This window comes from Enterobacter cloacae complex sp. GYL001 (genome assembly GCF_049237125.1).
In the GTDB taxonomy this organism is placed as follows: Bacteria; Pseudomonadota; Gammaproteobacteria; order Enterobacterales; family Enterobacteriaceae; genus Enterobacter; species Enterobacter hormaechei_C.
On sequence record NZ_JBMKGW010000002.1, the window covers coordinates 263,906 to 288,620 of the forward strand.

25 protein-coding genes are annotated in these 24,715 nt (G+C 56.6%); 11 read left to right on the forward strand and 14 right to left on the reverse strand.

The window, feature by feature from the left end; translation table 11 throughout:
* Positions 1 to 7: 7 nt before the first annotated feature.
* From lysM to qseB, 5 genes are all read right to left on the reverse strand, one after another.
* On the reverse strand, positions 8 to 448 hold the full coding sequence (gene lysM, locus ACOTWU_RS05330) for a peptidoglycan-binding protein LysM (protein WP_014885249.1): 441 nt from the start codon (positions 446 to 448) through the stop codon (positions 8 to 10).
* Between the two features lie 151 nt (positions 449 to 599).
* Entirely contained in the window at positions 600 to 914 is a 315-nt protein-coding gene (locus ACOTWU_RS05335; protein WP_003862506.1) for a putative quinol monooxygenase, read from the reverse strand.
* Between the two features lie 30 nt (positions 915 to 944).
* Complete coding sequence (locus ACOTWU_RS05340) at positions 945 to 1,526, reverse strand: NAD(P)H-dependent oxidoreductase (RefSeq protein WP_015571876.1); 582 nt, start codon at positions 1,524 to 1,526, stop codon at positions 945 to 947.
* Positions 1,527 to 1,630: 104 nt separating this feature from the next.
* Positions 1,631 to 2,980 carry a quorum sensing histidine kinase QseC gene (qseC, locus tag ACOTWU_RS05345; RefSeq protein ID WP_017384053.1) on the reverse strand — a complete coding sequence of 450 codons (1,350 nt, stop codon included), beginning with the start codon at positions 2,978 to 2,980 and terminating at the stop codon, positions 1,631 to 1,633.
* Positions 2,977 to 3,636, reverse strand: coding sequence for a quorum sensing response regulator transcription factor QseB (gene qseB / locus ACOTWU_RS05350; RefSeq protein WP_047365722.1), 660 nt, complete (start codon positions 3,634 to 3,636; stop codon positions 2,977 to 2,979). Before qseB ends, qseC begins: the two co-directional genes overlap by 4 nt.
* 139 nt (positions 3,637 to 3,775) lie before the next feature.
* Between qseB and ACOTWU_RS05355 the strand changes: the two genes are divergently transcribed.
* The 5 genes from ACOTWU_RS05355 (at position 3,776) to ACOTWU_RS05375 (ending at position 11,255) form a co-directional block, all read left to right on the forward strand.
* Entirely contained in the window at positions 3,776 to 4,177 is a 402-nt protein-coding gene (locus tag ACOTWU_RS05355; RefSeq protein ID WP_126498758.1) for a YgiW/YdeI family stress tolerance OB fold protein, read from the forward strand.
* 118 nt (positions 4,178 to 4,295) lie between these two features.
* On the forward strand, positions 4,296 to 6,554 hold the full coding sequence (gene parC / locus ACOTWU_RS05360) for a DNA topoisomerase IV subunit A (RefSeq protein WP_003862499.1): 2,259 nt from the start codon (positions 4,296 to 4,298) through the stop codon (positions 6,552 to 6,554).
* A 163-nt stretch (positions 6,555 to 6,717) separates the two neighbouring features.
* Positions 6,718 to 7,455, forward strand: a complete 738-nt coding sequence (plsC, locus tag ACOTWU_RS05365) for a 1-acylglycerol-3-phosphate O-acyltransferase (RefSeq protein WP_003862497.1) — start codon at positions 6,718 to 6,720, stop codon at positions 7,453 to 7,455.
* Between the two features lie 61 nt (positions 7,456 to 7,516).
* Positions 7,517 to 8,929 (forward strand): cell division protein FtsP, encoded by a 1,413-nt coding sequence (ftsP, locus tag ACOTWU_RS05370; RefSeq protein WP_017692665.1) that lies wholly within the window; start codon positions 7,517 to 7,519, stop codon positions 8,927 to 8,929.
* A gap of 151 nt (positions 8,930 to 9,080) precedes the next feature.
* The gene (locus tag ACOTWU_RS05375) at positions 9,081 to 11,255 is read left to right on the forward strand and encodes a YgiQ family radical SAM protein (RefSeq protein ID WP_017692666.1); all 2,175 of its coding nucleotides are present in this window, start codon (positions 9,081 to 9,083) and stop codon (positions 11,253 to 11,255) included.
* Positions 11,256 to 11,341: 86 nt separating this feature from the next.
* Here the strand turns inward: ACOTWU_RS05375 and dkgA are convergent, their stop codons facing one another.
* Both dkgA and yqhD read right to left on the reverse strand, forming a co-directional pair.
* Positions 11,342 to 12,169 carry a 2,5-didehydrogluconate reductase DkgA gene (gene dkgA, locus ACOTWU_RS05380; protein ID WP_003862493.1) on the reverse strand — a complete coding sequence of 276 codons (828 nt, stop codon included), beginning with the start codon at positions 12,167 to 12,169 and terminating at the stop codon, positions 11,342 to 11,344.
* A 105-nt stretch (positions 12,170 to 12,274) separates the two neighbouring features.
* Positions 12,275 to 13,438: an alcohol dehydrogenase gene (gene yqhD / locus ACOTWU_RS05385; RefSeq protein WP_017692667.1), complete on the reverse strand. Its 1,164-nt coding sequence runs from the start codon at positions 13,436 to 13,438 to the stop codon at positions 12,275 to 12,277.
* Between the two features lie 195 nt (positions 13,439 to 13,633).
* Between yqhD and ACOTWU_RS05390 the strand changes: the two genes are divergently transcribed.
* Positions 13,634 to 14,533: an AraC family transcriptional regulator gene (locus tag ACOTWU_RS05390; protein WP_017382749.1), complete on the forward strand. Its 900-nt coding sequence runs from the start codon at positions 13,634 to 13,636 to the stop codon at positions 14,531 to 14,533.
* A 45-nt stretch (positions 14,534 to 14,578) separates the two neighbouring features.
* Here the strand turns inward: ACOTWU_RS05390 and yghB are convergent, their stop codons facing one another.
* Both yghB and metC read right to left on the reverse strand, forming a co-directional pair.
* The gene (gene yghB / locus ACOTWU_RS05395) at positions 14,579 to 15,238 is read right to left on the reverse strand and encodes a DedA family general envelope maintenance protein YghB (RefSeq protein WP_006811961.1); all 660 of its coding nucleotides are present in this window, start codon (positions 15,236 to 15,238) and stop codon (positions 14,579 to 14,581) included.
* Between the two features lie 142 nt (positions 15,239 to 15,380).
* Entirely contained in the window at positions 15,381 to 16,568 is a 1,188-nt protein-coding gene (gene metC, locus ACOTWU_RS05400) for a cystathionine beta-lyase (RefSeq protein WP_003862484.1), read from the reverse strand.
* A gap of 251 nt (positions 16,569 to 16,819) precedes the next feature.
* On the opposite strand from metC, the gene exbB reads away from it, so the two are divergent.
* Positions 16,820 to 17,551, forward strand: coding sequence for a tol-pal system-associated acyl-CoA thioesterase (gene exbB / locus ACOTWU_RS05405; RefSeq protein ID WP_003862482.1), 732 nt, complete (start codon positions 16,820 to 16,822; stop codon positions 17,549 to 17,551).
* A gap of 4 nt (positions 17,552 to 17,555) precedes the next feature.
* Positions 17,556 to 17,981: a TonB system transport protein ExbD gene (gene exbD, locus ACOTWU_RS05410; RefSeq protein ID WP_001251472.1), complete on the forward strand. Its 426-nt coding sequence runs from the start codon at positions 17,556 to 17,558 to the stop codon at positions 17,979 to 17,981.
* Positions 17,982 to 18,061: 80 nt separating this feature from the next.
* Here the strand turns inward: exbD and ACOTWU_RS05415 are convergent, their stop codons facing one another.
* Together ACOTWU_RS05415 and ACOTWU_RS05420 are read right to left on the reverse strand one after the other, a co-directional pair.
* Positions 18,062 to 18,484, reverse strand: coding sequence for a cytoplasmic protein (locus ACOTWU_RS05415; RefSeq protein ID WP_096204986.1), 423 nt, complete (start codon positions 18,482 to 18,484; stop codon positions 18,062 to 18,064).
* A gap of 1 nt (position 18,485) precedes the next feature.
* Positions 18,486 to 18,890: a hypothetical protein gene (locus ACOTWU_RS05420; RefSeq protein WP_032655029.1), complete on the reverse strand. Its 405-nt coding sequence runs from the start codon at positions 18,888 to 18,890 to the stop codon at positions 18,486 to 18,488.
* 103 nt (positions 18,891 to 18,993) lie between these two features.
* Between ACOTWU_RS05420 and ACOTWU_RS05425 the strand changes: the two genes are divergently transcribed.
* Together ACOTWU_RS05425 and ACOTWU_RS05430 are read left to right on the forward strand one after the other, a co-directional pair.
* Entirely contained in the window at positions 18,994 to 19,497 is a 504-nt protein-coding gene (locus ACOTWU_RS05425) for an ESA_00282 family adhesion-associated protein (RefSeq protein ID WP_017692670.1), read from the forward strand.
* A gap of 43 nt (positions 19,498 to 19,540) precedes the next feature.
* Complete coding sequence (locus tag ACOTWU_RS05430; RefSeq protein WP_006811956.1) at positions 19,541 to 20,029, forward strand: TIGR00645 family protein; 489 nt, start codon at positions 19,541 to 19,543, stop codon at positions 20,027 to 20,029.
* Positions 20,030 to 20,133: 104 nt separating this feature from the next.
* Here the strand turns inward: ACOTWU_RS05430 and ACOTWU_RS05435 are convergent, their stop codons facing one another.
* A complete protein-coding gene (locus ACOTWU_RS05435; RefSeq protein WP_047057475.1) occupies positions 20,134 to 21,174 on the reverse strand; it encodes an aldo/keto reductase in 1,041 nt (346 codons plus the stop codon).
* A 151-nt stretch (positions 21,175 to 21,325) separates the two neighbouring features.
* Between ACOTWU_RS05435 and ACOTWU_RS05440 the strand changes: the two genes are divergently transcribed.
* A complete protein-coding gene (locus ACOTWU_RS05440) occupies positions 21,326 to 22,873 on the forward strand; it encodes a methyl-accepting chemotaxis protein (protein ID WP_047636453.1) in 1,548 nt (515 codons plus the stop codon).
* On the opposite strand, the gene fucR is transcribed toward ACOTWU_RS05440, so the two are convergent.
* Both fucR and yghU read right to left on the reverse strand, forming a co-directional pair.
* Positions 22,863 to 23,624, reverse strand: coding sequence for an L-fucose operon activator (gene fucR, locus ACOTWU_RS05445; RefSeq protein ID WP_015571863.1), 762 nt, complete (start codon positions 23,622 to 23,624; stop codon positions 22,863 to 22,865). The two genes, ACOTWU_RS05440 and fucR, sit on opposite strands and share 11 nt — an antisense overlap.
* A 76-nt stretch (positions 23,625 to 23,700) precedes the next feature.
* Positions 23,701 to 24,567: a glutathione-dependent disulfide-bond oxidoreductase gene (gene yghU, locus ACOTWU_RS05450; RefSeq protein WP_069596012.1), complete on the reverse strand. Its 867-nt coding sequence runs from the start codon at positions 24,565 to 24,567 to the stop codon at positions 23,701 to 23,703.
* Between the last annotated feature and the right edge of the window lie 148 nt (positions 24,568 to 24,715).

Genomic DNA, 24,715 nt, shown 5'->3' on the forward strand with positions numbered 1-24,715 from the left:
AGAGGGATCACGCTTTCGGAATACGCAGCGTCTGACCGGGATAGATCTTATCCGGGCTGGAGAGCATTGGGCGGTTAGCCTCAAAAATCTTATTGTACTGGTTGGCATCGCCGTACACGGTTTTAGAGATTGCGCTCAGGGTATCGCCGGATTTCACCGTATAGTAGGTGGCTTCATCTTTGGCATCTGTCGCGGTGATATTGTTCTCCACTTCGCTGACGCCCGCGATGTTGCCGACGGCGACCTGGATTTTTTCTTTCTGCTCCTGCGTCAGCCCGTCGCCCGTCACGCTGGCCTTGCCGTCAGTGACGTTAACCTGAACCTTATCGGAACCGGGAATGTTGAGTTTCTTGAGGTGCTCGGTGATTTTGTCGCCCTGACCTTTATGATCGGTCAGGTTATCCCACAGCTTTTCGCCTGCTTCTTTTACGAAGTTAAAAAGTCCCATTCCATCCTCCTGTTAAACATGAAGTCAGAATAAGCATAGCAGTTGAATGTTAAGGTGATAAAAAAAGCCCGGCGGCGTTAACGCTTACCGGGCCTGGGAGGGAAGTTGAAGGCCGGGTAAACGCAGTGCCACCCGGCAAATTTCACGGAACTTAAACCCCTTGCTCCAGAATACGGATGTGGGTTTCCAGAACGTCCCCTTTCACCGCGTCGCTCCACGCTTTCATATGCGCGGTCTGCAAATGCGCTTCAAGGTGCGCGACGGTTTCCCACTGCTCAACCATGATGATTGAGTCTGGCGCGGTCGCCTGGAAGCTTGCGCTGGTGGCGGCGTCCACCATCGGCGCGTAGCCGTGGCAGCCTTCTTCTTTCAGTACGGTCGGGATGATCTTCGCGAACTCATCCAGTACCGCCTGGCGGTGATGTTGGCCAGGACGCGTACGGATTTCAGCAATAACGGTAAGCATAATTAACTCCTTCTAATTCCAGGCTACCAGTTAAGCAAAAATTTCCGCGAGATGCTTGCGATATTCTGCGATATAGCGCGGGACGTCCGGCATTTTAATCACGTCGTTGACGATAAAGGTCGGCAGCGGCTCCATCCCCAGGAACTGATTCGCCTTGTGGAACGGCAGATACGCGCCGTCTACGCCCACGCCTTCGAAGAACTGATCTTGCTCAGTGAAGGCTTCAAGCGGGGCATTCCAGGTCAGGGAGAGCATGTATTTCTTGCCCTGAATCAGGCCGCCGGAACCGTATTTTTTAGACGCGTCTGAGCGGGTGCGACCGTCGCTGGCATACAGCGAACCGTGACCTTCGGTAAACACATCGTCCATGTATTTTTTCACGGTCCACGGTGCGCCCATCCACCAGCCCGGCATCTGCCAGATAACCACGTCGGCCCACAGGAAGTTCTGCACTTCGGCCTTCACGTCGTAATCGCTGTCCGCGCGCACGACCTTAACATCATGTCCGGCGTCGCGCAGGAAACCATCCGCGACCTCGGTCAGGGTGTCATTCAGCTGGCCTTTAGAGTGCGCAAATTCTTTCGCGCCGTTGATAATCAGAATGTTGCTCATTATTTGTCCTCGATGATGAGAGTATGCCGGGTATTCTACGCGCGAGGACGGAGCGGAAAAATAAGCAAAATGTGCAAAGTCTTTTGCGCAGAGCGCAATAATGGCTACCAGCTGACGGTCACCTCAAAGCCCCCTTCCGGCGCATTGCCCAGCGAGACGCGCATCCCGTGCAACGCCGCGATACGCTTGACGATAGACAACCCCAGACCGCTGCCGGTGGCGTCCTGGCCCGGTGGACGATAAAAGCGCTCGCCGAGACGCGCCAGCGCATCGGAAGAAATGCCCGGGCCGTTGTCGCGCACGGTAAAGCTTTGGGTATGCAGCGTCACGTCCACCACGCTGCCGCGCGGGCTGTAACGAACGGCGTTGTCCAGCAGGTTACGCGCCAGAAGGCTCAGCAGTAGCGGCTGTCCGTGACGCATCACCTCGGGCGCGTTGACGTTGAGCCGAATATCAATGCCCGCCTGCTGCGCCGGATGCCAGATATCCAGCACCGCGGATTGCAGCAAATCGGCCATCATCACGGGTTCGACGTCATCAAGATTATCCAGTGAATCCAGGCGCGACAGGGTGAGAAGCTGGTCCACCAGCCGGGAGGCGCGGTCGATGCCCGCATGCAGCTGCCCCAGCGCTTTAGACTGCGCCCCGGGATCGTCAAGGGAAAGCTGCGCCACGTCGGTTTGCACCTTCAGCGCGGCCAGCGGGCTGCGCAACTCATGGGCGGCATCCGAGGTGAAGCGGCGCTCGCGGGCCATCATCTCCTGCGTACGGGCGAAAAGATGGTTAAGCGCATCAAGCAGCGGGCGAACCTCCGTCGGCACGCCGTGGGTGGGCAGCGTATCGGTCGCATCCGGCGAGCGCGAGCGCAGGGTCCGCGCCAGATTTTTCAGCGGTTTCAGTTCCCGGCTCAGCAGAACAATCAGCAACAAAAGCATGACGGGCAGCGCCACCAGCCACGGCGTCAGCTGCGAGCTGACCACGTCCAGCGCCATATCCTGTCGGTACTCCCACTCCTGGCCAACCACCACGCGGTATTTCCCGTCCGGAGAAGTCAGCCACAGGAAACGCCATTCGTCGTTGTCATCCTGCAACCGACCGTCATCAAACCCGTCCCGGCGGTAGAGGTAAGGTATGTCGCGCCCGTTTTCGCCGTCGTTAAGCACCATGCTGCCGTCGGCGGTGAAGATTGCGAAGGCCAGCGCATCGTCGTCCAGATGGCCGTGTTTGGCTTTTTTCGGTACCTCGCGCATGCGTTCCGGGGCGCGAAGTTCGTCCACGTCCATCGTCAGCAGCCGTTTGGCAAACAGCATCTGCTGGGTATCGAACAGCTTATCGAGCTTGTCGGTCGTCTGGTGCCAGGCCACCACGCTTGCGGCAAACCAGGCCGCCAGGGACAGCAGCAAAAAGAGGAGCGTCAGGCGCAGCTTCAGGCTCAGGCGTTGGGTCAGTTTCATGCGTCACCCAGGGTATAACCGATGCCGTGCACGGTGCGGATAAATTCGCTGCCGAGCTTGCGGCGTAAATGATGAACGTGGACTTCGACGGCGTTGCTGGAGACGTCATCATCCCAGTTGTAGAGTTTCTCCTCGATGGTCTTGCGCGGCAGCACGCGGCCCGCGTTGCGCATCAGCAGCTCCAGCAGGGCGAACTCTTTGGGTTTGAGCACCAGCGTTTCGCCCTCCAGCGTGGCGACAAGGCTTGCCGGATCGAGCGTGACCTTGCCGTGACGCAGCTCGCTGCGCGCCTGCCCGTGGCTGCGGCGCACCAGCGCTTCAAGGCGGGCCGCCACTTCAATCAGCGCGAACGGCTTACACAGGTAATCATCCGCCCCCAGGCGTAACCCTTCGACGCGCTGACTCAGCGCATCCCGCGCGGTCAGGATCAGCACCGGTTCGCTCTTACCGCTTTCGCGCCAGGCGCGCAGGATCTCAAGCCCGTCGATTTCTGGCAGCGTCAGGTCCAGCACCACGGCATCATACGGCGCGGTGTACAGGGCCGACTGCCCGGTTTTACCGTCGGTAAACCAGTCCACGTTAAAGCCCATTTTGCTTAAGCCCGCTTTGATGCCGTCGCCGATGAGCTTGTCGTCTTCTACCAGTAAAATGCGCATATTTCCTCCTTGATGCCGCCAGTAAACCTTCTGCAAGCGCCTGCTGTACAGTAAAAATAAATAAATTTTCCCCTTAAGAAGTTGTTAAGGTTTACCCTGTTTAATGGATTGTGAAACGACATTAAAGGGAGAGATAAAGATGAAAAAATTCGCTGCAATTGCTGCCATCATTATGATGACCACGGCCCCTGTCTTTGCTGCACAGGGTGGCTTCTCTGGCCCATCTGCGACACAGAACCAGACGCAAACCCAGCAGGGTGGCTTTGTCGATAACAACGCCAACCTCACCACCGCGGCTAAAGTGAAAGACCTGAAGGACGATGCCTGGGTGAAGCTGCGCGGGAACATTACCGAGCGCCTGTCCGATGACCGTTACACCTTCCGCGATGAGAGCGGCACGGTGGTGGTGGAGATCGACCACAAGCGCTGGAACGGCGTGACCGTCAGCCCGCAGGATAAAGTCGAACTCCAGGGTAAAATCGATAAAGACTGGAACGAGTTTGAAATCGACGTGAAGCAGGTTATCAAGCTGAACAAATAACCCGGAAAGGGCCGCTTATGCGGCCCTTTTTCTTTGTGACTCAACTCGCCAGATGAGGTAGTATCTGCGGCAATATTGCCTGAAACCCATCGGTTTCTGAGTTGAGGAATCACACGTAATGAGCGATATGGCAGAGCGCCTCGCGCTACATGAATTCACGGAAAACGCCTACCTGAACTACTCCATGTACGTCATCATGGACAGGGCGTTGCCGTTTATCGGGGATGGCCTGAAGCCCGTTCAGCGCCGCATCGTCTATGCGATGTCCGAACTGGGGCTGAATGCTACCGCCAAGTTTAAGAAATCCGCCCGTACCGTCGGCGACGTGCTGGGTAAATACCATCCGCACGGCGACAGCGCCTGCTATGAAGCGATGGTGCTGATGGCCCAGCCGTTCTCTTATCGCTATCCGCTGGTGGATGGCCAGGGGAACTGGGGGGCGCCGGACGATCCGAAATCCTTCGCGGCAATGCGTTATACCGAATCCCGTCTGTCTAAATATGCCGAAGTGCTGTTGGGCGAGCTGGGGCAGGGGACGGTCGACTGGGTGCCAAACTTCGACGGTACGATGCAGGAGCCGAAAATGCTGCCTGCGCGTCTGCCGAACATCCTGCTGAACGGCACGACCGGTATCGCCGTGGGCATGGCGACGGACATTCCGCCGCACAACCTGCGTGAAGTGGCAAAAGCCGCCATCACCCTGATTGAGCAGCCGAAAACCTCGCTGGACGATCTGCTGGATATCGTGCAGGGGCCGGACTATCCGACCGAAGCCGAGATCATCACCTCGCGTGCGGAAATCCGCAAAATCTACCAGAACGGCCGTGGCTCCGTGCGCATGCGCGCGGTGTGGAATAAAGAGGATGGCGCCGTGGTGATCACCGCGCTGCCGCACCAGGTGTCCGGTGCGAAGGTGCTGGAGCAGATTGCCTCCCAGATGCGCAATAAAAAGCTGCCGATGGTGGACGACCTGCGCGACGAATCGGACCACGAAAACCCGACCCGTCTGGTGATCGTGCCGCGCTCTAACCGCGTGGACATGGAGCAGGTGATGAACCACCTGTTCGCCACTACCGATCTGGAAAAAAGCTACCGCATCAACCTGAACATGATTGGTCTGGACGGTCGTCCGGCGGTGAAAAACCTGCTGGAGATCCTCACCGAATGGCTGGCCTTCCGCCGCGATACGGTGCGCCGTCGTCTGAACCATCGCCTGGAAAAAGTGCTTAAGCGCCTGCATATCCTCGAAGGTTTGCTGGTGGCGTTCCTCAACATTGACGAAGTGATCGAGATCATTCGTACCGAGGATGAACCTAAGCCTGCCCTGATGTCGCGCTTTGGCATCAGCGAAACCCAGGCCGAAGCGATCCTCGAACTGAAATTGCGCCATCTCGCCAGACTGGAAGAGATGAAGATCCGCGGCGAGCAGAACGAGCTGGAAAAAGAGCGCGATCAGCTTCAGGCGATTCTGGCGTCCGAGCGCAAGATGAACACCCTGCTGAAGAAAGAGTTGCAGGCCGATGCCGACGCCTTTGGCGACGACCGTCGTTCTCCGCTGCACGAGCGCGAAGAGGCGAAGGCGATGAACGAGCACGACATGCTGCCTTCCGAGCCGGTGACCATCGTGCTTTCCCAGAGCGGCTGGGTACGTAGTGCCAAAGGCCACGATATCGACGCGCCGGGTCTGAGCTACAAATCCGGTGACAGCTTCAAGGCGGCGGTGAAGGGCAAGAGTAACCAGCCGGTGGCGTTCATCGACTCCACGGGCCGCAGCTACGCCATCGACCCGATCACGCTGCCGTCTGCGCGCGGCCAGGGCGAACCGCTCACCGGCAAGCTGACGCTGCCGCCGGGCGCCACGGTTGAGCATATGCTGATGGAGGCTGACGATCAAAAACTGCTGATGGCGTCTGATGCGGGCTACGGCTTTATCTGTACCTTCAACGATCTGGTGTCGCGTAACCGTGCCGGTAAGGCGCTCATTAGCCTGCCGGATAACGCACACGTCATGCCGCCGCTGATCATCGAGAACGAAAGCGACATGCTGCTGGCGATCACCGCTGCCGGACGTATGCTGATGTTCCCGGTCAGCGATTTGCCGGAGCTGTCGAAAGGCAAAGGCAACAAGATCATCAGCATCCCGTCAGCGGAAGCGGCAAAAGGCGAAGATAGCCTCGCGCATCTCTTCCTGCTGCCGCCGCAGAGCACACTGACCATTCATGTCGGCAAGCGTAAAATCAAACTGCGTCCGGAAGAGTTGCAGAAGGTGGTGGGTGAGCGTGGACGTCGCGGCTCACTGATGCGCGGCCTCCAGCGAATCGACCGCGTGGAGATCGACTCGCCGGCGCGCAGCAAAGCGGACGACAGCGAAGAGTAACCTGTTTCATCCCCCCTCTTTCCGGAGGGGGAATTACCATAAAATTTCCCGTAAAAACGTTGTTAATTCGTGCGTTGCGATTAACAATACGCGCTCGTAATAAAGTCCTTACCTGGCCACAGGTGAAGTATAATTGTCAGCTGTCAGGGCTTCAGAGGTCGCTATGCTATACATTGTTCGTCTCATTCTTACCGTTATTTATTGCATTCTGGTCTGTATTTTCGGATCGATTTATTGCCTGTTCAGCCCGCGTAACCCAAAGCATGTCGCGACGTTTGGCCACATGTTTGGTCGTCTTGCGCCGCTGTTTGGCCTGAAGGTTGAAAAGCGTCTGCCTGAAGGGGCGGAGAATTTCGGTAACGCCATCTATATCGCTAACCATCAGAACAACTACGATATGGTGACGGCCTCAAATATTGTTCTTCCGCCGACCGTAACCGTGGGTAAAAAAAGCCTGCTGTGGATCCCGTTTTTCGGTCAGCTGTACTGGCTCACCGGTAACTTACTGATTGACCGTAACAACCGCGCCAAAGCGCATGGCACCATTGCGGAAGTGGTGGATCAGTTTAAAAAGCGCCGGATTTCCATCTGGATGTTCCCGGAAGGGACGCGCAGCCGTGGTCGCGGCCTCCTGCCGTTTAAGACCGGCGCGTTTCATGCTGCAATTGCGGCAGGCGTTCCAATTATTCCCGTGTGTGTTTCCAATACATCGAATAAGATTAATCTTAACCGTCTGAATAACGGACTGGTCATTGTCGAAATGCTGCCGCCGGTAGATACCTCAAAATACGGTAAAGACCAGGTGCGCGAGCTGGCCACGCACTGCCGCGAGCTGATGGCTCAGCATATTGCGCAGCTCGATAAAGAAGTTGCAGAGCGAGAAGCCGCCGGTAAGATTTGACCCGGTGTCGTGTAAGGGAAAACGAATTCCCGCGTTGTTAGTCGTTTCAGATGGAGCTTATATGTCACTCAGTCGGCGTCAGTTTATTCAGGCTTCGGGTATCGCCCTTTGTGCGGGTGCGATGCCGCGGACAGCCAGCGCCGCCGGGCAGCAACAGCCGCTGCCTATTCCGCCGTTGATTGAATCCCGTCGCGGGCAGCCGCTATTCCTCACGCTTCAGCGTAGCCACTGGTCTTTTACCCAGGGAACGCGCGCGCAGGTATGGGGCATTAACGGACGCTACCTCGGGCCGACCATTCGCGTGTGGAATGGCGATGACGTTAAGCTCATCTACAGTAACCGTACGACGGAAAATGTCGCGATGACCGTCAGTGGTTTGCAGGTGCCGGGGCCGCTGATTGGCGGCGCGGCACGCATGATGTCGCCGAATGCCGACTGGGCGCCCGTCCTCCCGATTCGTCAGAGCGCGGCGACATTGTGGTATCACGCCAACACCCCGAACCGCACCGCCCAGCAGGTCTACAACGGCCTGGCCGGAATGTGGCTGATTGAAGATGAGGTCAGCAAAACGCTGCCGATCCCGAATCACTACGGCGTTGATGATTTCCCGATCATTATTCAGGACAAGCGGCTGGATAACTTCGGCACGCCAGAGTACAGCGAGCCGGGCAGCGGTGGTTTTGTGGGCGATACGCTGCTGGTTAACGGCGCGCAAAGCCCGTATGTTGAAGTGTCTCGTGGCTGGGTGCGCCTGCGTCTGCTGAATGCCTCTAACTCGCGCCGCTACCAGTTGCAGATGAGCGACGGCCGCGCGCTGCACGTGATTTCAGGCGATCAGGGGTTATTACCTGCGCCGGTGTCGGTAAAACAGCTGGCGCTGGCGCCGGGCGAACGTCGTGAGATCCTCGTGGATATGACCAACGGGGATGAAGTGTCCGTGACCTGCGGCGAAGCGGCAAGCATTGTTGACCGTATTCGTGGCTTCTTTGAACCGTCGAGCGTTCTGGTCTCCACGCTGGTGCTGACGCTGCGCCCGACCGGCCTGTTGCCGCTGGTGACCGACAGCCTGCCGATGCGCCTGCTGCCGCAGGAGATTGTGACCGGCCCGGCAGTACGCAGTCGCGATATCAGCCTTGGCGACGATCCGGGCATCAACGGTTCGCTGTGGGACGTAAACCGCATTGATATCACCGCCCAACAGGGAACATGGGAGCGCTGGACCGTCCGCTCGGAGATGCCGCAGTCGTTCCATATTGAAGGGGTGTCATTCCTGATCCGCAACGTCAACGGGGCGATGCCGTTCCCGGAAGACAGGGGTTGGAAAGATACCGTCTGGGTGGATGGCCAGGTCGAACTGCTCGTCTACTACGGCCAGCCTTCCTGGCCGCACTTCCCGTTCCTGTTCCACAGCCAGACGCTGGAGATGATGGACAGGGGATCGGTAGGGCAGATGCTGGTGAATCCGGCACCGTAAAACGAGTCGGGTGGCGGCTTCGCCTTACCCGACCTACAGGCCCGTAGGCCCGGTAAGCGTAGCGTCACCGGGCAATAAATACCCCTTCATTTCCTCCGGTAAACCAGCGTATAATCCCGCTCCTTTTGTCTATTTTTTCTTCGGAAGCATTATGAGCGCTATTTCCCTGATCCAGCCGGATCGCGACCTCTTCTCCTGGCCCCAGTACTGGGCAGCCTGCTTTGGACCGGCGCCGTTCCTGCCGATGTCCCGGGAAGAGATGGATCAACTGGGCTGGGACAGCTGCGATATCATTCTGGTGACGGGCGATGCGTATGTCGATCACCCGAGCTTTGGCATGGCGATCTGTGGCCGTATGCTTGAAGCCCAGGGCTTCCGCGTGGGGATCATCTCCCAGCCTGACTGGAACAGCAAAGACGACTTTATGCGTCTGGGTAAGCCTAACCTGTTCTTCGGCGTGACCGCGGGCAACATGGACTCGATGATCAACCGCTATACCGCCGACCGTAAGCTGCGCCATGACGACGCTTACACGGCTGACAACGTGGCGGGTAAACGTCCCGATCGCGCGACCCTCGTCTACACCCAGCGATGCAAAGAAGCATGGAAAGACGTGCCGGTGATCCTGGGCGGCATCGAGGCGAGCCTGCGCCGCACCGCACACTACGACTACTGGTCTGATACCGTGCGCCGTTCGGTGCTGGTGGATTCGAAAGCCGACATGCTGATCTTCGGCAACGGCGAGCGTCCGCTGGTGGAGGTGGCGCATCGCCTGGCGCAGGGTGAACCGGTCAGCGAGATCCGCGACGTGCGCAACACCGCGATCATGGTGAAAGAGGCGCTGCCGGGCTGGAGCGGGGTGGATTCCCGCATTATCGATATGCCGGGCAAAATCGACCCTATCCCACATCCGTACGGTGACGATCTGCCGTGCGCGGATAACAAACCGGTTGAGCCGAAGAAAGCGGAAGCAAAGGCCGTGGTGGTGCAGCCGCCGCGTCCGAAGCCGTGGGAAAAAACCTATGTGCTGCTGCCGTCTTACGAAAAAGTAAAAAGCGATAAAGTACTCTACGCCCACGCATCGCGCATCTTACACCATGAAACCAACCCCGGCTGCGCGCGAGCGCTGATGCAAAAGCACGGCGAGCGCTATATCTGGGTTAACCCACCGGCGATCCCGCTCTCTACCGAAGAGATGGACAGCGTCTTTGCTCTGCCGTACAAGCGTGTGCCGCATCCGTCATATGGCAACAGCCGTATTCCGGCGTACGAGATGATCCGTTTCTCAATCAACATCATGCGCGGCTGCTTCGGCGGGTGCTCATTCTGTTCGATCACCGAACATGAAGGCCGTATTATTCAGAGCCGTTCCGAAGAGTCGATTGTTAACGAGATCGAAGCGATTCGCGACACGGTGCCGGGCTTTACCGGCGTGATCTCCGATCTGGGTGGTCCAACGGCCAACATGTACATGCTGCGCTGTAAATCGCCGCGCGCCGAGCAGACCTGCCGTCGTCTCTCCTGCGTCTATCCGAGCATTTGCGAGCATATGGACACCAACCACGAGCCGACTATCAATCTTTACCGTCGCGCCCGTGACCTGAAAGGCATCAAGAAGATCCTGATCGCCTCCGGCGTGCGTTACGACATTGCGGTGGAAGATCCGCGCTACATCAAAGAGCTGGCGACGCACCACGTTGGCGGTTATCTGAAGATCGCCCCGGAGCACACCGAAGAAGGCCCGCTGTCCAAAATGATGAAGCCAGGCATGGGCAGCTATGACCGCTTTAAACAGCTGTTTGATACCTATTCAAAACAGGCGGGGAAAGAGCAGTATCTGATCCCATACTTCATCTCCGCACACCCCGGCACCCGGGATGAAGACATGGTGAACCTGGCGCTGTGGCTGAAGCAGCGTCGATTCCGTCTGGATCAGGTGCAGAACTTCTACCCGTCGCCGCTCGCCAACTCGACGACCATGTATTACACCGGCAAAAACCCGCTGAGTAAGATTGGTTATAAGAGCGAAGACGTGGTGGTGCCGAAAGGGGATAAACAGCGCCGTCTGCATAAAGCGCTGCTGCGCTATCACGATCCGAAAAACTGGCCGCTGATCCGTCAGGCGCTGGAAGAGATGGGGAAAAAGCACCTGATCGGCTCGCGTCGTGATTGCCTGGTGCCAGCGCCAACGCTGGAAGAGATGCGCGAAGCGCGCCGCCAGAACCGCAACACGCGCCCGGCGCTGACCAAGCACACGCCTATTGCGCATCAGCGTTCGAACGGTGTTGCGGGAACGAAGAAGAACGTAAAACGTAAGACCGGTTAAACCTGTAACAATGCCCGGTGGCGCTGCGCTTACCGGGCCTACAGGTCTAACCCTCTCCCCTCCGGGGAGAGGGCAGGATGAGGGGATCACCCGCCAAACTGATCCGGGTCCGGCCCAAGCCGTTTGCCCTGATCCAGCTTCGCAATTTCACCCAGCTCGTCTTTATCCAGGCGGAAATCCCAGACGTCGAAGTTCTCGGCGATACGCGATGGCGTGACCGATTTCGGGATCACCACCAGACCGCTATCCAGATGCCAGCGAATGACGATCTGCGCCGGGGTTTTACCGTACTTATCCGCCAGTTCACGGATGATTTTCTGGTCAAACACCCCCTCGCCGCCCTGGGCCAACGGGCTCCAGGATTCGGTCTGGATCTTGTGCGTGGCGTTCCATGAATGAAGCTGGCGCTGCTGCATCAGCGGGTGCAGCTCAATCTGGTTAATCACCGGCGCGACGCCCGTTTCATCAATCAGGCGTTGCAGATGATGAACCTGGAAATTACAGACGCCGATGCTTTTTATCAGCCCCTCTTTTTGCAGTTCAATCATCCCTTTCCAGGCATCAACGTAATGGTCGATAGCCGGTACCGGCCAGTGCATGAGATAAAGATCGACGAAATCGAGCTGGAGTTTCTCCAGACTCTCCTGCAACGCTTCGCGGGGACGCTTTTGATCGTCGTTCCACAGCTTGGTGGTGATGAAAAGCTCATCCCGGGGAACGCCGGCGCTGGCAAGCGCTTTTCCCACGCCGTCCTCGTTTTTATAGGCGGCGGCGGTATCGATGGACCGATAGCCGACTTCCAGGGCTTTATGAATGGCGGAGACGACCTCGTCGTTACCGGCTTTCCATACACCTAGCCCCAGCTGGGGCATCACGTTGCCGTCCTGTAGCTTGATTACGGTTTGGTTTGCCATTTTTCCTCCTTCAGGTGCTCATCGCCGGAGGGAACCTCCGACGATGTGATGTGCATTAAGTCTGGACGAAATGTCAAAAAACGAAAGTCAGGATCCTAAAAACGCTTAGCGTGCCGCTTCGTAAATACGACGGCTGACGTCCAGGGTGATGTCGCCATGCTCGCCGATCTGCGTCATACCGTGTGCTTCCAGTTTCGCCAGCAGGGCAGGGATGGAACTGCCGTCCAGGCCGTAGCCAGAGAGACGCGTTGGCACGCCCAGGCTTTCAAAGAAGTGACGGGTGGCTTCAATCGCGGCATCGATACGCGCATCGTCGGAACCGTCGGTGATGTTCCACACGCGTTCGGCGTACTGGAGCAGTTTGGCGCGTTTAGCGTCACGTTTTTCGTTCCACAGCGCAGGCAGAACCACCGCCAGCGTCTGGGCGTGATCCAGGCCGTGCATCGCCGTCAGCTCGTGGCCGAGCATATGGGTAGCCCAGTCCTGCGGCACGCCTGCGCCGATCAGGCCGTTCAGCGCCTGGGTGGCAGCCCACATCACGTTGGCACGCACGTCGTAATTTTCAGGCTCTTTCAGCGCTTTTGGACCTTCTTCAATCAGCGTCAGCAGAATGCCTTCCGCGAAACGATCCTGAATTTTGGCGTTTACCGGGTAAGTAACGTACTGCTCAACGGTGTGAACAAAGGCGTCGACCACGCCGTTCGCCACCTGACGCGCAGGCAGGGTATAGGTGTAAACCGGATCGAGGATCGCGAACACGGGCTGAACGTGTTCGTTCATAAAGGCCTGCTTGTCACCGGTGGTTTTACGAGAGATGACCGCGCCTTTGTTGGACTCTGATCCGGTGGCCGGCAGCGTCAGCACGGAGCCCATCGGGATCGCACTGCTGATGTCGCTGCCGCCCGTTTCCAGAATATGCCACGGGTCGATGTCGTCAGCGTAATGGGCCGCCGCCGCGATGAATTTGGTGCCGTCCAGCACGGAACCGCCGCCCACCGCCAGCAGGAAGGTAATTTGCTCCTCACGGGCGATTTTTACCGCGTTCATCAGCGTTTCATAAGACGGGTTAGGCTCGATACCGCCGAACTCGCGCACGTCCAGACCTTCCAGAGCGCTGTACACCTGATCCAGTACGCCGGTTTTTTTCACGCTGCCGCCGCCGTAGGTAATCAGGACGCGGGCGTCCGTCGGGATTTGCGCGCGCAGGTCAGCGATAGCGTTTTTACCAAACAGAATGCGGGTTGGGGTATGAAGATTAAAGTTGTTCATGGCTTGTTCCCTGTAGTGGGTAAAAAATCGTGGTGGCGCAGAAGGCAACCTGATGCTGCTCATTGTGGCGGGCAGGCGCTATCCTCTCAATGCACATTCCTGCCGATGTCTTGCCCATTTCTACAGCGCGCTGGAGAAACGGGAAGAAAATGCGCACACTGTCAGCGTCGGAAACCGTACCCGGAGTAACTGAAAATGAACCGTGATGCCATCTGCCGCCAGCTAACGTCGCAGATTAAAAGACTGATAGATAACGGAAATGATTCGGCTGAGCTGCTGCCGGATATCCGATTGCTGTACGGTACCCAGCCCGGGACGCGCACCCCGGTGATGTATCAGCCCGGCATCGTGTTTCTCTTTTCTGGCCATAAGATTGGCTATATCAATGAGCGCGTGTTCCGTTACGACACCAATGAATATCTGCTTCTGACAGTACCTTTACCCTTCGAATGTGAAACTTTCGCGACAGAGGAGGTACCGCTGGCCGGGATCCGCGTCAACGTCGACATCCTCCAGTTGCAGGAGCTGCTGATGGAGATTGGGGAGGACGAACTTTTCCGGCCGTCAATGGCGGCAAGCGGTATCAACTCCGCGACCCTGTCGGAGGAAATTCTCTGCGCGATTGAACGCCTGTTAGACGTGATGGAAAGGCCGCTGGATGCGCGTATTCTCGGAAAGCAGATTATCCGCGAAATTCTTTACCATGTGCTGCTGGGACCGGGCGGCGGGGCGCTGCTGGCGCTGGTAAGCCGGCAAACGCACTTCAGCCTGATTAGCCGCGTGCTGAAGCGCATCGAGAGCCAGTACACGGAAAACCTCAGCGTTGACCAGCTGGCGGCGGAAGCCAATATGAGCGTCTCGGCGTTTCACCATAACTTTAAATCCGTCACCAGCACGTCGCCGTTGCAGTACCTCAAAACCTACCGTCTGCATAAGGCGCGGATGCTGATGATCCACGATGGCATGAAGGCCAGCGCCGCGGCGATGCGGGTCGGGTATGAAAGCGCGTCGCAGTTTAGTCGGGAGTTTAAGCGCTACTTCGGCGTCACGCCGGGGGAAGATGCGTCACGTATAAGAACCATGCAGGGAGCCTGAGGGGAAACGGAGGCCGGGTAAGCGGTAGCGTCACCCGGCTTTTGTTTATGCGCTGCAATACTTTTTCTTAATCACCACCGCAATGGTACCCACCAGCCCTGCAACCAGCAGGAAAATCGGCAGGATCATCAGGAAAGTCATCACCTGGTCTTCATGGTGCTTAACAAAGGGGATCATATTCAGCGCGTAGCCGAGCGTGGTGACCACGCCCACCCAGAGCAGGGCGCTCAGCCAGTTGAAGAACTGGAAGCGGCGGTTAGAGAGGCCTGAAATACCCGCCATGGTAGGCAACAGGGTACGAACAAACGCCAGAAAACGCCCGGCAAGTAACGCCAGCAGGCCGTGACGGTCAAACATGCAGGTCGCGCGCTGGTGATATTTATGCGGCAGCTGCGCCAGCCAGCCTTTCACCACGCGAGTGTTTCCAAGCCAGCGCCCTTGCAGGTAGCTCAGCCAACAGCCGAGACTGGCCGCAGAGGTGAGGATCACCATTGTCGGTGCGAAGTCCATCACGCCCTTGCCGATTAACGCCCCTGCGAGCAGGAGCAGGCTGTCACCGGGTAAAAATGAGGCTGGCAGTAATCCATTTTCCAGAAACAGCGTCGCGAACATCACGAAATAGACAATCCCGACGACATGCGGGTCCGCCAGCGCGGCAAAATCGTGTTGCCAGAGCGCCGTGATGATATTTTGAATAACAGCCATGGACTTTCCTGTGGAACAGCAGATATAACGCTATTGTACTCCCAATTTTGCCTGTCGGGGTTGATCGCAGGCGCATCTCATACAGACTTTTCTGCTTGCGGTGTTCAGAATAGCGTCCGGGGAGTACATTTCAGCCAGCACTTTACACGATGCGCTCAAATCCTGCCGATAAATCCGCAATTAAATCGTCCACATTTTCCAGCCCGATATGCAGGCGGATTAAGGTCCCCTCGAAGTCCACCTCGCCGCCCGGGCGCAGGGCCGCAATCTGCTCCGGCTGGTTGGGCAGGATCAGCGATTCAAACCCACCCCATGAATAGGCCATGCTGAAGAGGGTAAAGTTATCCAGATAGCTTGCCAGTTCGGCGTCATTCAGGCGCTTTTTAAGAACAAATGAGAACAACCCGCTGCTGCCCGTAAAGTCACGTTGCCAGTATTCGTGGCCCTTGCTGCCCGGCAGCGCCGGATGGTTAACGCGCTCCACCTGCGGATGCAGCGCCAGCCACTGTGCAATTTGCAGGCTGCTTTCGTGATGCTGACGCAAACGTACGCCGAGCGTACGGATGCCCCGGCTGGTCATGTAGGCGGTATCGGCATCCACCATCTGGCCCATCAGGTAGGCGTTTTCACGCAATTGATCCCAGCAGCGGGCGTTAGACACCGCCGTACCGATCATGCCGTCGGAATGGCCAATCAGGTATTTGGTTGCCGCCTGAATGGAGATATCGATGTCAAATTCCAGGGCTTTAAACAGCACACCTGCCGCCCAGGTGTTGTCGATCATGATGATCGCTTCCGGCGCTATGCTGCGCACCGCCTTCACGATGGCCGGGACGTCATGCACTTCCATGGTGATGGAGCCGGGAGATTCCAGGAACACAACGCGCGTGTTGGGCTGAATAAGCCCGGCAATACCGGCCCCAATCAGCGGATCGAACCAGCTGGTGGTGACGCCGAGCTTGCTGAGTATTTTGGTGCAGAAGTCCTGGCTTGGCTCGTAGGCGGTATTGGTCATCAGGACGTGGTCACCCTGTTCCACAAACGCCAGAATAGTATTGGCGACCGCCGCCGCGCCGCACGGGAACAGCGCGCAGCCCGCGCCGCCCTCCAGTTCGCACATGGCTTCCTGCAACGAGAAATGGGTTAACGTGCCACGACGACCGTAAAACAGCCCGCCCTTCGCGCGATTACGCGTAGCGATTTTTTTATCTTCAACGGTATCAAACACCAGCGAGGAGGCGCGCTGGATCACGCTGTTGACCGAGCCCTGCGTGTATTTCTTACTGCGTCCTGCCTGCACCAGCGTGGTCTCAAGCTGCTTTTTAGTCATGTTCGCTAACCCTATTTTTATACGTCTGGACGTCCAGACTACCACGATTGTCAGAATGTGCATCCGGATGCTTATCGAATAAGCAGAAAATATTATCAAAAATTCGCATAAGAAATTTTTACTGCGTAAGCGCAAGGAAAGTGAGCGAAAATTACGGCACTATGTAAATACTAATGAGAACTACTATCAATTCGACGACGTTTTGATATTATTACGTTCAGATTTTGTGATTTGCGTCCTGGAGATACAGAGTGGGTAATAATTTGATGCAGACGGATCTCTCCGTTTGGGGCATGTATCAACATGCTGACATCGTAGTTAAGATTGTGATGATCGGCCTGATTCTGGCGTCCGTGATCACCTGGGCTATCTTCTTCAGCAAGAGCGCCGAACTTCTTTCACAAAAACGCCGCCTCAAGCGTGAGCAGAAGCAGCTGGCGGAAGCCCGCTCTCTGGATCAGGCTTCTGATATCACCTCATCCTTCCATGCGAAAAGCCTGACTACCCTGTTAGTGAACGAAGCGCAGAACGAGCTGGAACTCTCCGCAGGCAGTGAAGATAACGAAGGCATTAAAGAGCGTACCGGCTTCCGTCTGGAGCGTCGCGTTGCGGCCGTGGGTCGTCATATGGGCCGCGGTAACGGCTACCTGGCGACTATCGGCGCCATCTCTCCGTTCGTCGGCCTGTTCGGTACCGTCTGGGGCATCATGAACAGCTTTATCGGTATCGCCCAGACGCAGACCACTAACCTTGCGGTCGTCGCGCCGGGTATCGCAGAAGCGCTGCTGGCCACGGCTATCGGTCTGGTTGCCGCTATCCCGGCGGTTGTTATCTATAACATCTTCGCGCGCATGATTGGCAGTTACAAAGCCACACTGGGTGACGTTGCCGCGCAGGTTCTGCTGCTGCAAAGCCGCGATCTGGACCTGAACGCCAGCGCCGTTAAACCGGTACATGCGGCGTCCAAACTGCGCGTAGGTTGATTGTATGGCAATGCGTCTTAATGAAAATCTGGACGATAACGGTGAAATGCATGAGATCAACGTGACGCCGTTTATCGACGTCATGCTGGTTCTGCTGATTATCTTTATGGTTGCCGCACCGCTGGCGACGGTGGACGTGAAGGTGAATCTGCCTGCGTCCTCCAGCCAGCCGCAGCCGCGTCCGGAAAAGCCTATTTACCTGTCCGTGAAGGCCGATAAGTCCATGTTCCTGGGCAACGATCCGGTAACGGATGCCTCGGTTATTCCGGCGCTGGACCAGCTGACCGGCGGCAAGAAAGACACCACCGTCTTCTTCCGCGCGGATAAAACCGTCGATTATGAAACCATGATGAAGGTAATGGACACGCTGCATCAGGCGGGATACCTGAAGATTGGTCTGGTCGGCGAAGAGAAAGCGGCCGCGAAGTAAAACGAAGGCTTTTGCAGCCTTCCCTGCCGGGTGGCGGCGTCGCCTTACCCGGCCTGCATTCCGCAACAATCATTGTTGACTCACACTGAAGGCGCCGGCGCCTCTTCATCAAGCGCTACACAGGTCACGTTTGAAGTTCGGTAATGACCTTCCGAGAGTTTACGGGTCAGGCGCAGGGTGGCTGTCTCGCGTGCCAGCAGGTACTGATAGTTCGCCTCCAGTCGCCCGAGGATCTTCTCTTTAAGCTCAGGGCGCTGTTCAATAATGGCGTTCATCACCGCGCCGTAAATCTCCTCCTTGGCCTGCAAGGCGTAAATCTCCCGACGATTCTGCCATTTCAGGCGCACCAGCGTGGCCGGAATCGAAACCAAATCCTGCGTAATTCGCGTCATCTCGTCATTTTTTATCTTTTTCAGGGTGTCGAGATTCTGCTTTAAGATAAATTCATCGCTTTTCTTATCATCTAAAGTCAAATAAACGTTATTACCGCTATCATCATTCACGTTAATCTTCCCCCAGGTTATAAAAAATGGGATTGTTTTTTTCACGCGTAATTAAATTAAGCCAAATTTCATTGCCGGCTTCATTTATTTGCTGCGTTTTCTCGGTCATTATTTGACTGAGCCTCTGGGCGTCTATTTCCCCTTCGGCCTGTAAATCATTCAGCAGATGAACTAAGGCTTCAATCTTGATGGCGCGAAATAAACGCTCTTTTAAATGGCGATCGTGCTCTTCCAGCACCATATTACGGGATTTGCCGGTGCGTGAAACACCAATTAATATGTCGGCTTCATAGTCGGAGAGTTTTCTTTTTCCTTGAGTGAAATTCGCCTCTTTATCTGCTTCCGTCGAAGGCTGTTCCACAGGCGTAATGTGGTACTTTGCCGGGACAAGATTGTCGGGCAGCATTTTAATTTCCTTTAATTTCAAAAAAGGTGGGGGTGGAAAAAGGGTGAGATTCGTTGACAATAACATGAGGCAATTTTAAAATCAAAAAAAATGGAGCCTACCCATGAACAGCATTTTCTTTACGGTCATAACGTTACTATTACTGACCGCTGGCGTGCTTTTATTGATGCAAGAGTTAAATAAAACGAAAGCGTCAAAAGACGCCAGTGAACCGCCGCAGCCTGAATTGATGTCGAAAGAGGAGGGGGAAGATCATTTCTCCGTATTGATGAACGCCGTGACGCCGGTCTGGTACTGGCGGGTAAATCACGAATATATCGATTTTCTCCATGCGACAATTAAGCGAATGAAAATGGCTGAAATTAATGATACGCCCGGCCTGTTCGACGCGCAGCGCCGTTGTAGCGACCTTAATTCGGCGGTTTATAAATATTACGACAATATCAAAAAGCGCTGTCTGAATGGCGAGAAGGTGTCGTACTCCGATTTAGACGTATTAAATCTGCGCCAGTGTTTTCGCGAGTTTAGCCTGGAAGCCTACCCGGAACTGGTCGCGCTGGTCTGGCCGGAGTATGCGCGTCCGGATGTGGATCCCAACGAGGTATAGTTGAGATATACTGAGCGCTGGTTTCGTTTGCAGACAGGATTTTATGGAACGCTTCTTTGAAAACGCAATGTATGCCTCTCGCTGGCTGCTCGCACCCGTCTATTTTGGTCTCTCCCTGGCGTTGGTCGCCCTGACGATCAAGTTCTTCCAGGAGATATTTCACGTCCTGCCAAACATTTTCTCCGTGGCAGAAGCCGATTTGATTCTGGTTCTGCTGTCGCTGGTGGATATGACGCTGGTGGGGGGGTTACTGGTGATGGTGATGTTCTCCGGTTATGAGAATTTCGTCTCTCAGCTTGATATCGCCGAGCACAAAGAAAAGCTCAACTGGCTGGGGAAAATGGATGCCTCATCGCTGAAGAATAAAGTCGCGGCGTCGATTGTGGCGATTTCGTCTATACACCTGTTACGCGTCTTTATGGACGCGAAAAACGTCCCGGATAATAAGCTGATGTGGTATGTGATTATCCACCTGACGTTTGTGCTGTCGGCGTTTGTGATGGGGTATCTGGATAAGATCAGTAAGAAATAAATTCACCATGCCCCTCACCCTAACCCTCTCCCACAGGGAGAGGGAATATCAATCTCCCTCTCCCTGTGGGAGAGGGCCGGGGTGAGGGCAGCAGGCCGCACTATTTATTTATCCGACGACGCCTGCCACAAATTCAGCTCACCATCCGCAACGTGCTGGTCAATCCGCGTCAGTTCATCTTCGCTAAAGCGCAGGTTATTCAGCGCCTGAACGTTCTCTTCCAGCTGCTCCGGGCGGCTCGCGCCAATCAGCACCGACGTTACACGCTCATCTTTCAACAGCCAGCTTAGCGCCATCTGCGCCATCGTCTGCCCGCGCGCGTGCGCCATCTCGTTCAGCAGACGAAGGCTACTCAGGTTGGCTTCCGTTAGCATTTTCTCCGTCAGGCCGCGCACTTTTTTCCCTTCGCGCTGCATACGTGAACCGTCCGGAACACCGTTCAGGTATTTTCCGGTCAGCAGGCCCTGCGCCAGCGGGGTAAAGGCGATACAGCCCGTTCCGTTTTTCTCCAGCGCGTCCAGCAGGCCGGTCTTGTCGACCCAGCGGTTAAGCAGGTTGTAAGACGGCTGGTGGATCAAAAGCGGGATCTTCCACTCGCGCAGCAATTCGGCCATTACCGCCGTGCGTTCCGTGGAGTAGGACGAAATGCCGACGTACAGCGCTTTTCCGCTCTGCACCGCGTGCGCCAGCGCGGCGGCGGTCTCTTCCATCGGCGTGTTTTCGTCTACGCGGTGAGAATAGAAAATATCCACATACTCCACACCCATGCGTTTCAGGCTCTGGTCGAGGCTGGCGAGCAGGTATTTACGTGAACCGCCCGAACCATACGGCCCTGGCCACATGTCGTAGCCCGCTTTGGTGGAGATGATCAGCTCGTCACGATACCCGGCAAAATCCTCCCGCAGCAGACGGCCAAAATTCTCTTCAGCGCTGCCCGGTGGGGGGCCGTAGTTGTTGGCAAGGTCAAAGTGGGTAATACCGAGATCGAAGGCCTTACGCAGCAGCGCGCGCTGGGAATCGAGCGGCTGAACGTGACCGAAGCTGTGCCACAGGCCTAGCGACAGTGCCGGTAAGCGCAGGCCGCTTTTGCCGCAGTATCGGTACTGCATGTTTTCGTATCGGCCGGTGTAAGGGTGCCAGGACATGATGTCTCCTTTCTTGTCGGTGAATTTTCGAAACAACGTTTTCATTCTATGCCGACTCGATAACAAAAAAGTATATTTTCTGCGGTATCTGCCGATAAAGAGGGTAGTACTCGCCTCTGGGCGAATTCACCCTCACGGCAAGGAATACTCAATGAAGATGCTTCGTAATTTCACCATCCGTTTCGTCATGCTGACGATACTGGGGATCTTTTGTGTCATGTGGGCAGGCGTGGGGCTTTACAGCACCTGGTCTCTGTCTCGTGTTTCTGATGGTAATGATGTTGACCGCCAGCTGGTCCGGCAAATGACGGTGCTGAGCCAGGGCAACGATCAGTATTTCCGTTTCGTCACCCGCCTGAGCCGGGCGATGGAAGTTAAAGCGGCGGGCGGCACGCCGGACCTGGCTCCTGCTCAGCAGGCGCTGGATAACATGAGTAAAAAGCTGGCAGAGATGAAAGCTATCTCTCCGGGCCCGATGGATGAAAAGGTGTCTGCGCAGGTGATTTCCACCTGGCAGGCGCTGCTCGATCGTGGCGTGACGCCGCAGATGGCGCAGGCGAAGCAGGCGACGCTCGAAGGCTATCGTCAGCATGCCAACAACGTCACGCCGCCGCTAAGCCGTGCATTCGGGGCAGCGGCTGAGAACTTTAACAACACCGCGTCGAAGGCGCTCGACAGCACGCGCGTGGTGGTCGACGGCCTCACCAGCATGACCCGGACGGTGATTATCACCGCCACGATCGTGGGTCTGTTGATCCTGCTGTTCACCGACCGCTACCTGGTGGCGATACTGGTAAAACCGCTGGATCGTATCCGTCAGCAGTTCCGCCAGATTGCGCAGGGCGATCTCAGCCAGCCGATTGAATCCTTTGGCCGCAACTGCGTGGGGCAACTGGTGCCGCTGCTGAGCGCCATGCAGGACAGCCTGCGGGAAGCGGTCAGCACGATTCGTTCCGGCAGCGAGAATATCTGGCGCGGGGCAACGGAGATCTCCAGCGGGAATAACGATCTCTCTTCGCGTACCGAAGAGCAGGCCGCCGCGCTGGAAGAGACCGCGGCCAGCATGGAGCAGCTAACCGCAACGGTGAAGCTGAACGCCGAAAGCGCGCGCCAGGCCAGCCAGCTTGCGGATGTCGCCTCCAGTACGGCCAGCCGCGGCGGCTCGCTGGTGGAAGATGTGGTCACAACCATGAGCGGCATTTCGGACAGCTCGAAAAAAATCGCTGAAATCACTACCGTCATCAACAGCATCGCCTTCCAGACCAACATTCTGGCGCTGAACGCCGCGGTGGAAGCGGCCCGGGCCGGGGAGCAGGGGCGGGGCTTTGCGGTCGTGGCGGGTGAGGTGCGTAATCTGGCCAGCCGCAGCGCGAATGCGGCAAAAGAGATCGAAGGGCTGATTGCAGATTCCGTTGCCCGCGTGGAGCATGGGGCGCAGCTGGTGAACGATACCGGCACCACGATGGAAGCGATCCTGCGCGACGTGACGGAAGTGACCGTCATTATGAAGCAGATCGCCACCGCGTCAGAGGAGCAGAGCAAAGGTATTTCTCAGGTCGGCGTTGCCATCACGCAGATGGACGGCGTGACCCAGCAGAACGCCTCGCTGGTGGAGCAGGTTTCCGCCGCCGCCGCCGCACTTGAACGGCAGACCGAAGAACTCCAGCGCTCAGTGCAGAAATTCCGTCTCACCGCGTAACCTCTCGTGTCAGGCCGTCTCTGGCGGCCTGACGTTTATCGCTCTGAATAATCTGTGTCACCTGCGACAGCTGACCAATTTTCACTTCACTTGCCCGCATAAATTTACTTTTGTCGATCAGCAGCAGCGACTGGCTGGCGCGGTTTAACAGCAGCGCCTTAAAGCCCGCGTTGTGCTCGGACGGATCCCAAAGGACGCCATGCTCATCGACCCCTTCACACGAGAAGATGAACAGATCGATCTCCAGCCCTTTTAGCTGCGTCACCAGCGCCGGGTTAACATAGCAGCGATACTTACGCTCAAGCGTTCCGCCGGAGCAGATAAGCGTGATCCGCTCGCGCTTTGCCATCTCGTGGCAGATAGGCAGACTGTTGGTAAATACGGTGAGGTCGATGTCCGGCAACTGGCGCGCCAGATGAAAGCAGGTTGAGCTGGCGTCGAGGGCGATGGTCATCCCTTCGCTGATCCAGCCCAGCGCGTGGCGGGCAATATCGGCTTTGTCGGCATAATGGCTTTTCAGGCGTGCGCCAAAGGGTTCACCGCTGTCGCGGCTGTCCGGATGAATCAGACGCGCGCGCCCGTGCTGGCGCAGAAGCTTCCCCTGCTGCTGCAACGACTTCAGATCCCGGCGGATGGTCTCTTTGCTGACGGAGAGCTTTTCAGCCAGCACATCGGTAGTCAGCCAGTCGCTTTTACTCAGCAAGGTGATAAGGCTCTGCTGTCGGGTCGCTTTTAGCGTCTGGTCTGACATACGAGGCTCCTTGCGCACGCGTGCTGACGCATTTTTCTCATCGCGGAAGAAGGGCGGCGAACCGCCCGGTCATGGATCAACCCTGACGTTTATCTTCCGTCTGGGTATCGAAGTCGCTTGCTGAATGACGCTCATGTAACTGCTCGTTCAGCTCGCCGTTGGTACGGTTAACAATGCGCCCGCGTCTAACAGCTGGACGATTCGCCACATCTTTTGCCCAGCGCTGCACGTTGGTGTACTTCCCGGCATCCAGGAACTCGGCGGCGTTATACACGCTGCCCAGCGCCACGCAGCCAAACCATGGCCAGACTGCCATATCCGCAATGGTATATTCCTCACCCGCTACGTAACGACCGCGCGCCAGCTGTTTGTCCAGCACGTCGAACAGGCGTTTAGCTTCCATGGTGAAGCGATCGATAGCGTACTCAATCTTCACCGGTGCGTAGTTATAGAAGTGGCCAAAACCGCCGCCGAGGAACGGGGCCGCGCCCTGTAACCAGAACAGCCAGTTCAGGGTTTCCGTTCGTCCTGCCGGATCTTTTGGCAGGAAGTGACCAAATTTCTCGGCCAGGTAGAGCAGGATATTGCCGGATTCAAAGACGCGCGTCGGCGGGGTGGTGGAGTGGTCACGCAGGGCCGGGATCTTCGAGTTCGGGTTCACGTCGACAAAACCGCTGGAGAACTGATCGCCCTCACCAATGCGGATTAACCATGCGTCGTATTCCGCGCCCGTCACGCCCAGCGCCAGCAGCTCTTCCAGCATGATGGTAACTTTCTGTCCATTCGGCGTACCGAGAGAGTACAGCTGGAGCGGGTGCGCGCCCACAGGTAGCTCTTTCTCATGCGTCGCGCCCGAGACGGGACGGTTGATGTTGGCGAACGCGCCGCCGTTATTCTGTTTCCATTCCCACACTTTCGGTGGCTGATAGGTGTTATCTGACATGTTGGCCTGCCTTTTTGGTGTTGTGTTGAGGCAGTGTAGCAGGAGATGCAGGAACCGTTTAACGATGCGAGCGTAATGGGCAGGGCGGGTGTATGATAACGCCACCTCTGTCAGTTAATTACAACGTGCAGACGACGACAACCCCACA

Excerpts from the sequence above, each read along its gene's own strand:
- lysM (WP_014885249.1), bottom strand. The coding sequence starts at position 448 with ATGGGACTTTTTAACTTCGTAAAAGAAGCAGGCGAAAAGCTGTGGGAT.
- ACOTWU_RS05335 (WP_003862506.1), bottom strand. The coding sequence starts at position 914 with ATGCTTACCGTTATTGCTGAAATCCGTACGCGTCCTGGCCAACATCAC.
- ACOTWU_RS05340 (WP_015571876.1), bottom strand. The coding sequence starts at position 1,526 with ATGAGCAACATTCTGATTATCAACGGCGCGAAAGAATTTGCGCACTCT.
- qseC (WP_017384053.1), bottom strand. The coding sequence starts at position 2,980 with ATGAAACTGACCCAACGCCTGAGCCTGAAGCTGCGCCTGACGCTCCTC.
- qseB (WP_047365722.1), bottom strand. The coding sequence starts at position 3,636 with ATGCGCATTTTACTGGTAGAAGACGACAAGCTCATCGGCGACGGCATC.
- ACOTWU_RS05355 (WP_126498758.1), top strand. The coding sequence starts at position 3,776 with ATGAAAAAATTCGCTGCAATTGCTGCCATCATTATGATGACCACGGCC.
- parC (WP_003862499.1), top strand. The coding sequence starts at position 4,296 with ATGAGCGATATGGCAGAGCGCCTCGCGCTACATGAATTCACGGAAAAC.
- plsC (WP_003862497.1), top strand. The coding sequence starts at position 6,718 with ATGCTATACATTGTTCGTCTCATTCTTACCGTTATTTATTGCATTCTG.
- ftsP (WP_017692665.1), top strand. The coding sequence starts at position 7,517 with ATGTCACTCAGTCGGCGTCAGTTTATTCAGGCTTCGGGTATCGCCCTT.
- ACOTWU_RS05375 (WP_017692666.1), top strand. The coding sequence starts at position 9,081 with ATGAGCGCTATTTCCCTGATCCAGCCGGATCGCGACCTCTTCTCCTGG.
- dkgA (WP_003862493.1), bottom strand. The coding sequence starts at position 12,169 with ATGGCAAACCAAACCGTAATCAAGCTACAGGACGGCAACGTGATGCCC.
- yqhD (WP_017692667.1), bottom strand. The coding sequence starts at position 13,438 with ATGAACAACTTTAATCTTCATACCCCAACCCGCATTCTGTTTGGTAAA.
- ACOTWU_RS05390 (WP_017382749.1), top strand. The coding sequence starts at position 13,634 with ATGAACCGTGATGCCATCTGCCGCCAGCTAACGTCGCAGATTAAAAGA.
- yghB (WP_006811961.1), bottom strand. The coding sequence starts at position 15,238 with ATGGCTGTTATTCAAAATATCATCACGGCGCTCTGGCAACACGATTTT.
- metC (WP_003862484.1), bottom strand. The coding sequence starts at position 16,568 with ATGACTAAAAAGCAGCTTGAGACCACGCTGGTGCAGGCAGGACGCAGT.
- exbD (WP_001251472.1), top strand. The coding sequence starts at position 17,556 with ATGGCAATGCGTCTTAATGAAAATCTGGACGATAACGGTGAAATGCAT.
- ACOTWU_RS05420 (WP_032655029.1), bottom strand. The coding sequence starts at position 18,890 with ATGCTGCCCGACAATCTTGTCCCGGCAAAGTACCACATTACGCCTGTG.
- ACOTWU_RS05425 (WP_017692670.1), top strand. The coding sequence starts at position 18,994 with ATGAACAGCATTTTCTTTACGGTCATAACGTTACTATTACTGACCGCT.
- ACOTWU_RS05430 (WP_006811956.1), top strand. The coding sequence starts at position 19,541 with ATGGAACGCTTCTTTGAAAACGCAATGTATGCCTCTCGCTGGCTGCTC.
- ACOTWU_RS05435 (WP_047057475.1), bottom strand. The coding sequence starts at position 21,174 with ATGTCCTGGCACCCTTACACCGGCCGATACGAAAACATGCAGTACCGA.
- ACOTWU_RS05440 (WP_047636453.1), top strand. The coding sequence starts at position 21,326 with ATGAAGATGCTTCGTAATTTCACCATCCGTTTCGTCATGCTGACGATA.
- fucR (WP_015571863.1), bottom strand. The coding sequence starts at position 23,624 with ATGTCAGACCAGACGCTAAAAGCGACCCGACAGCAGAGCCTTATCACC.
- yghU (WP_069596012.1), bottom strand. The coding sequence starts at position 24,567 with ATGTCAGATAACACCTATCAGCCACCGAAAGTGTGGGAATGGAAACAG.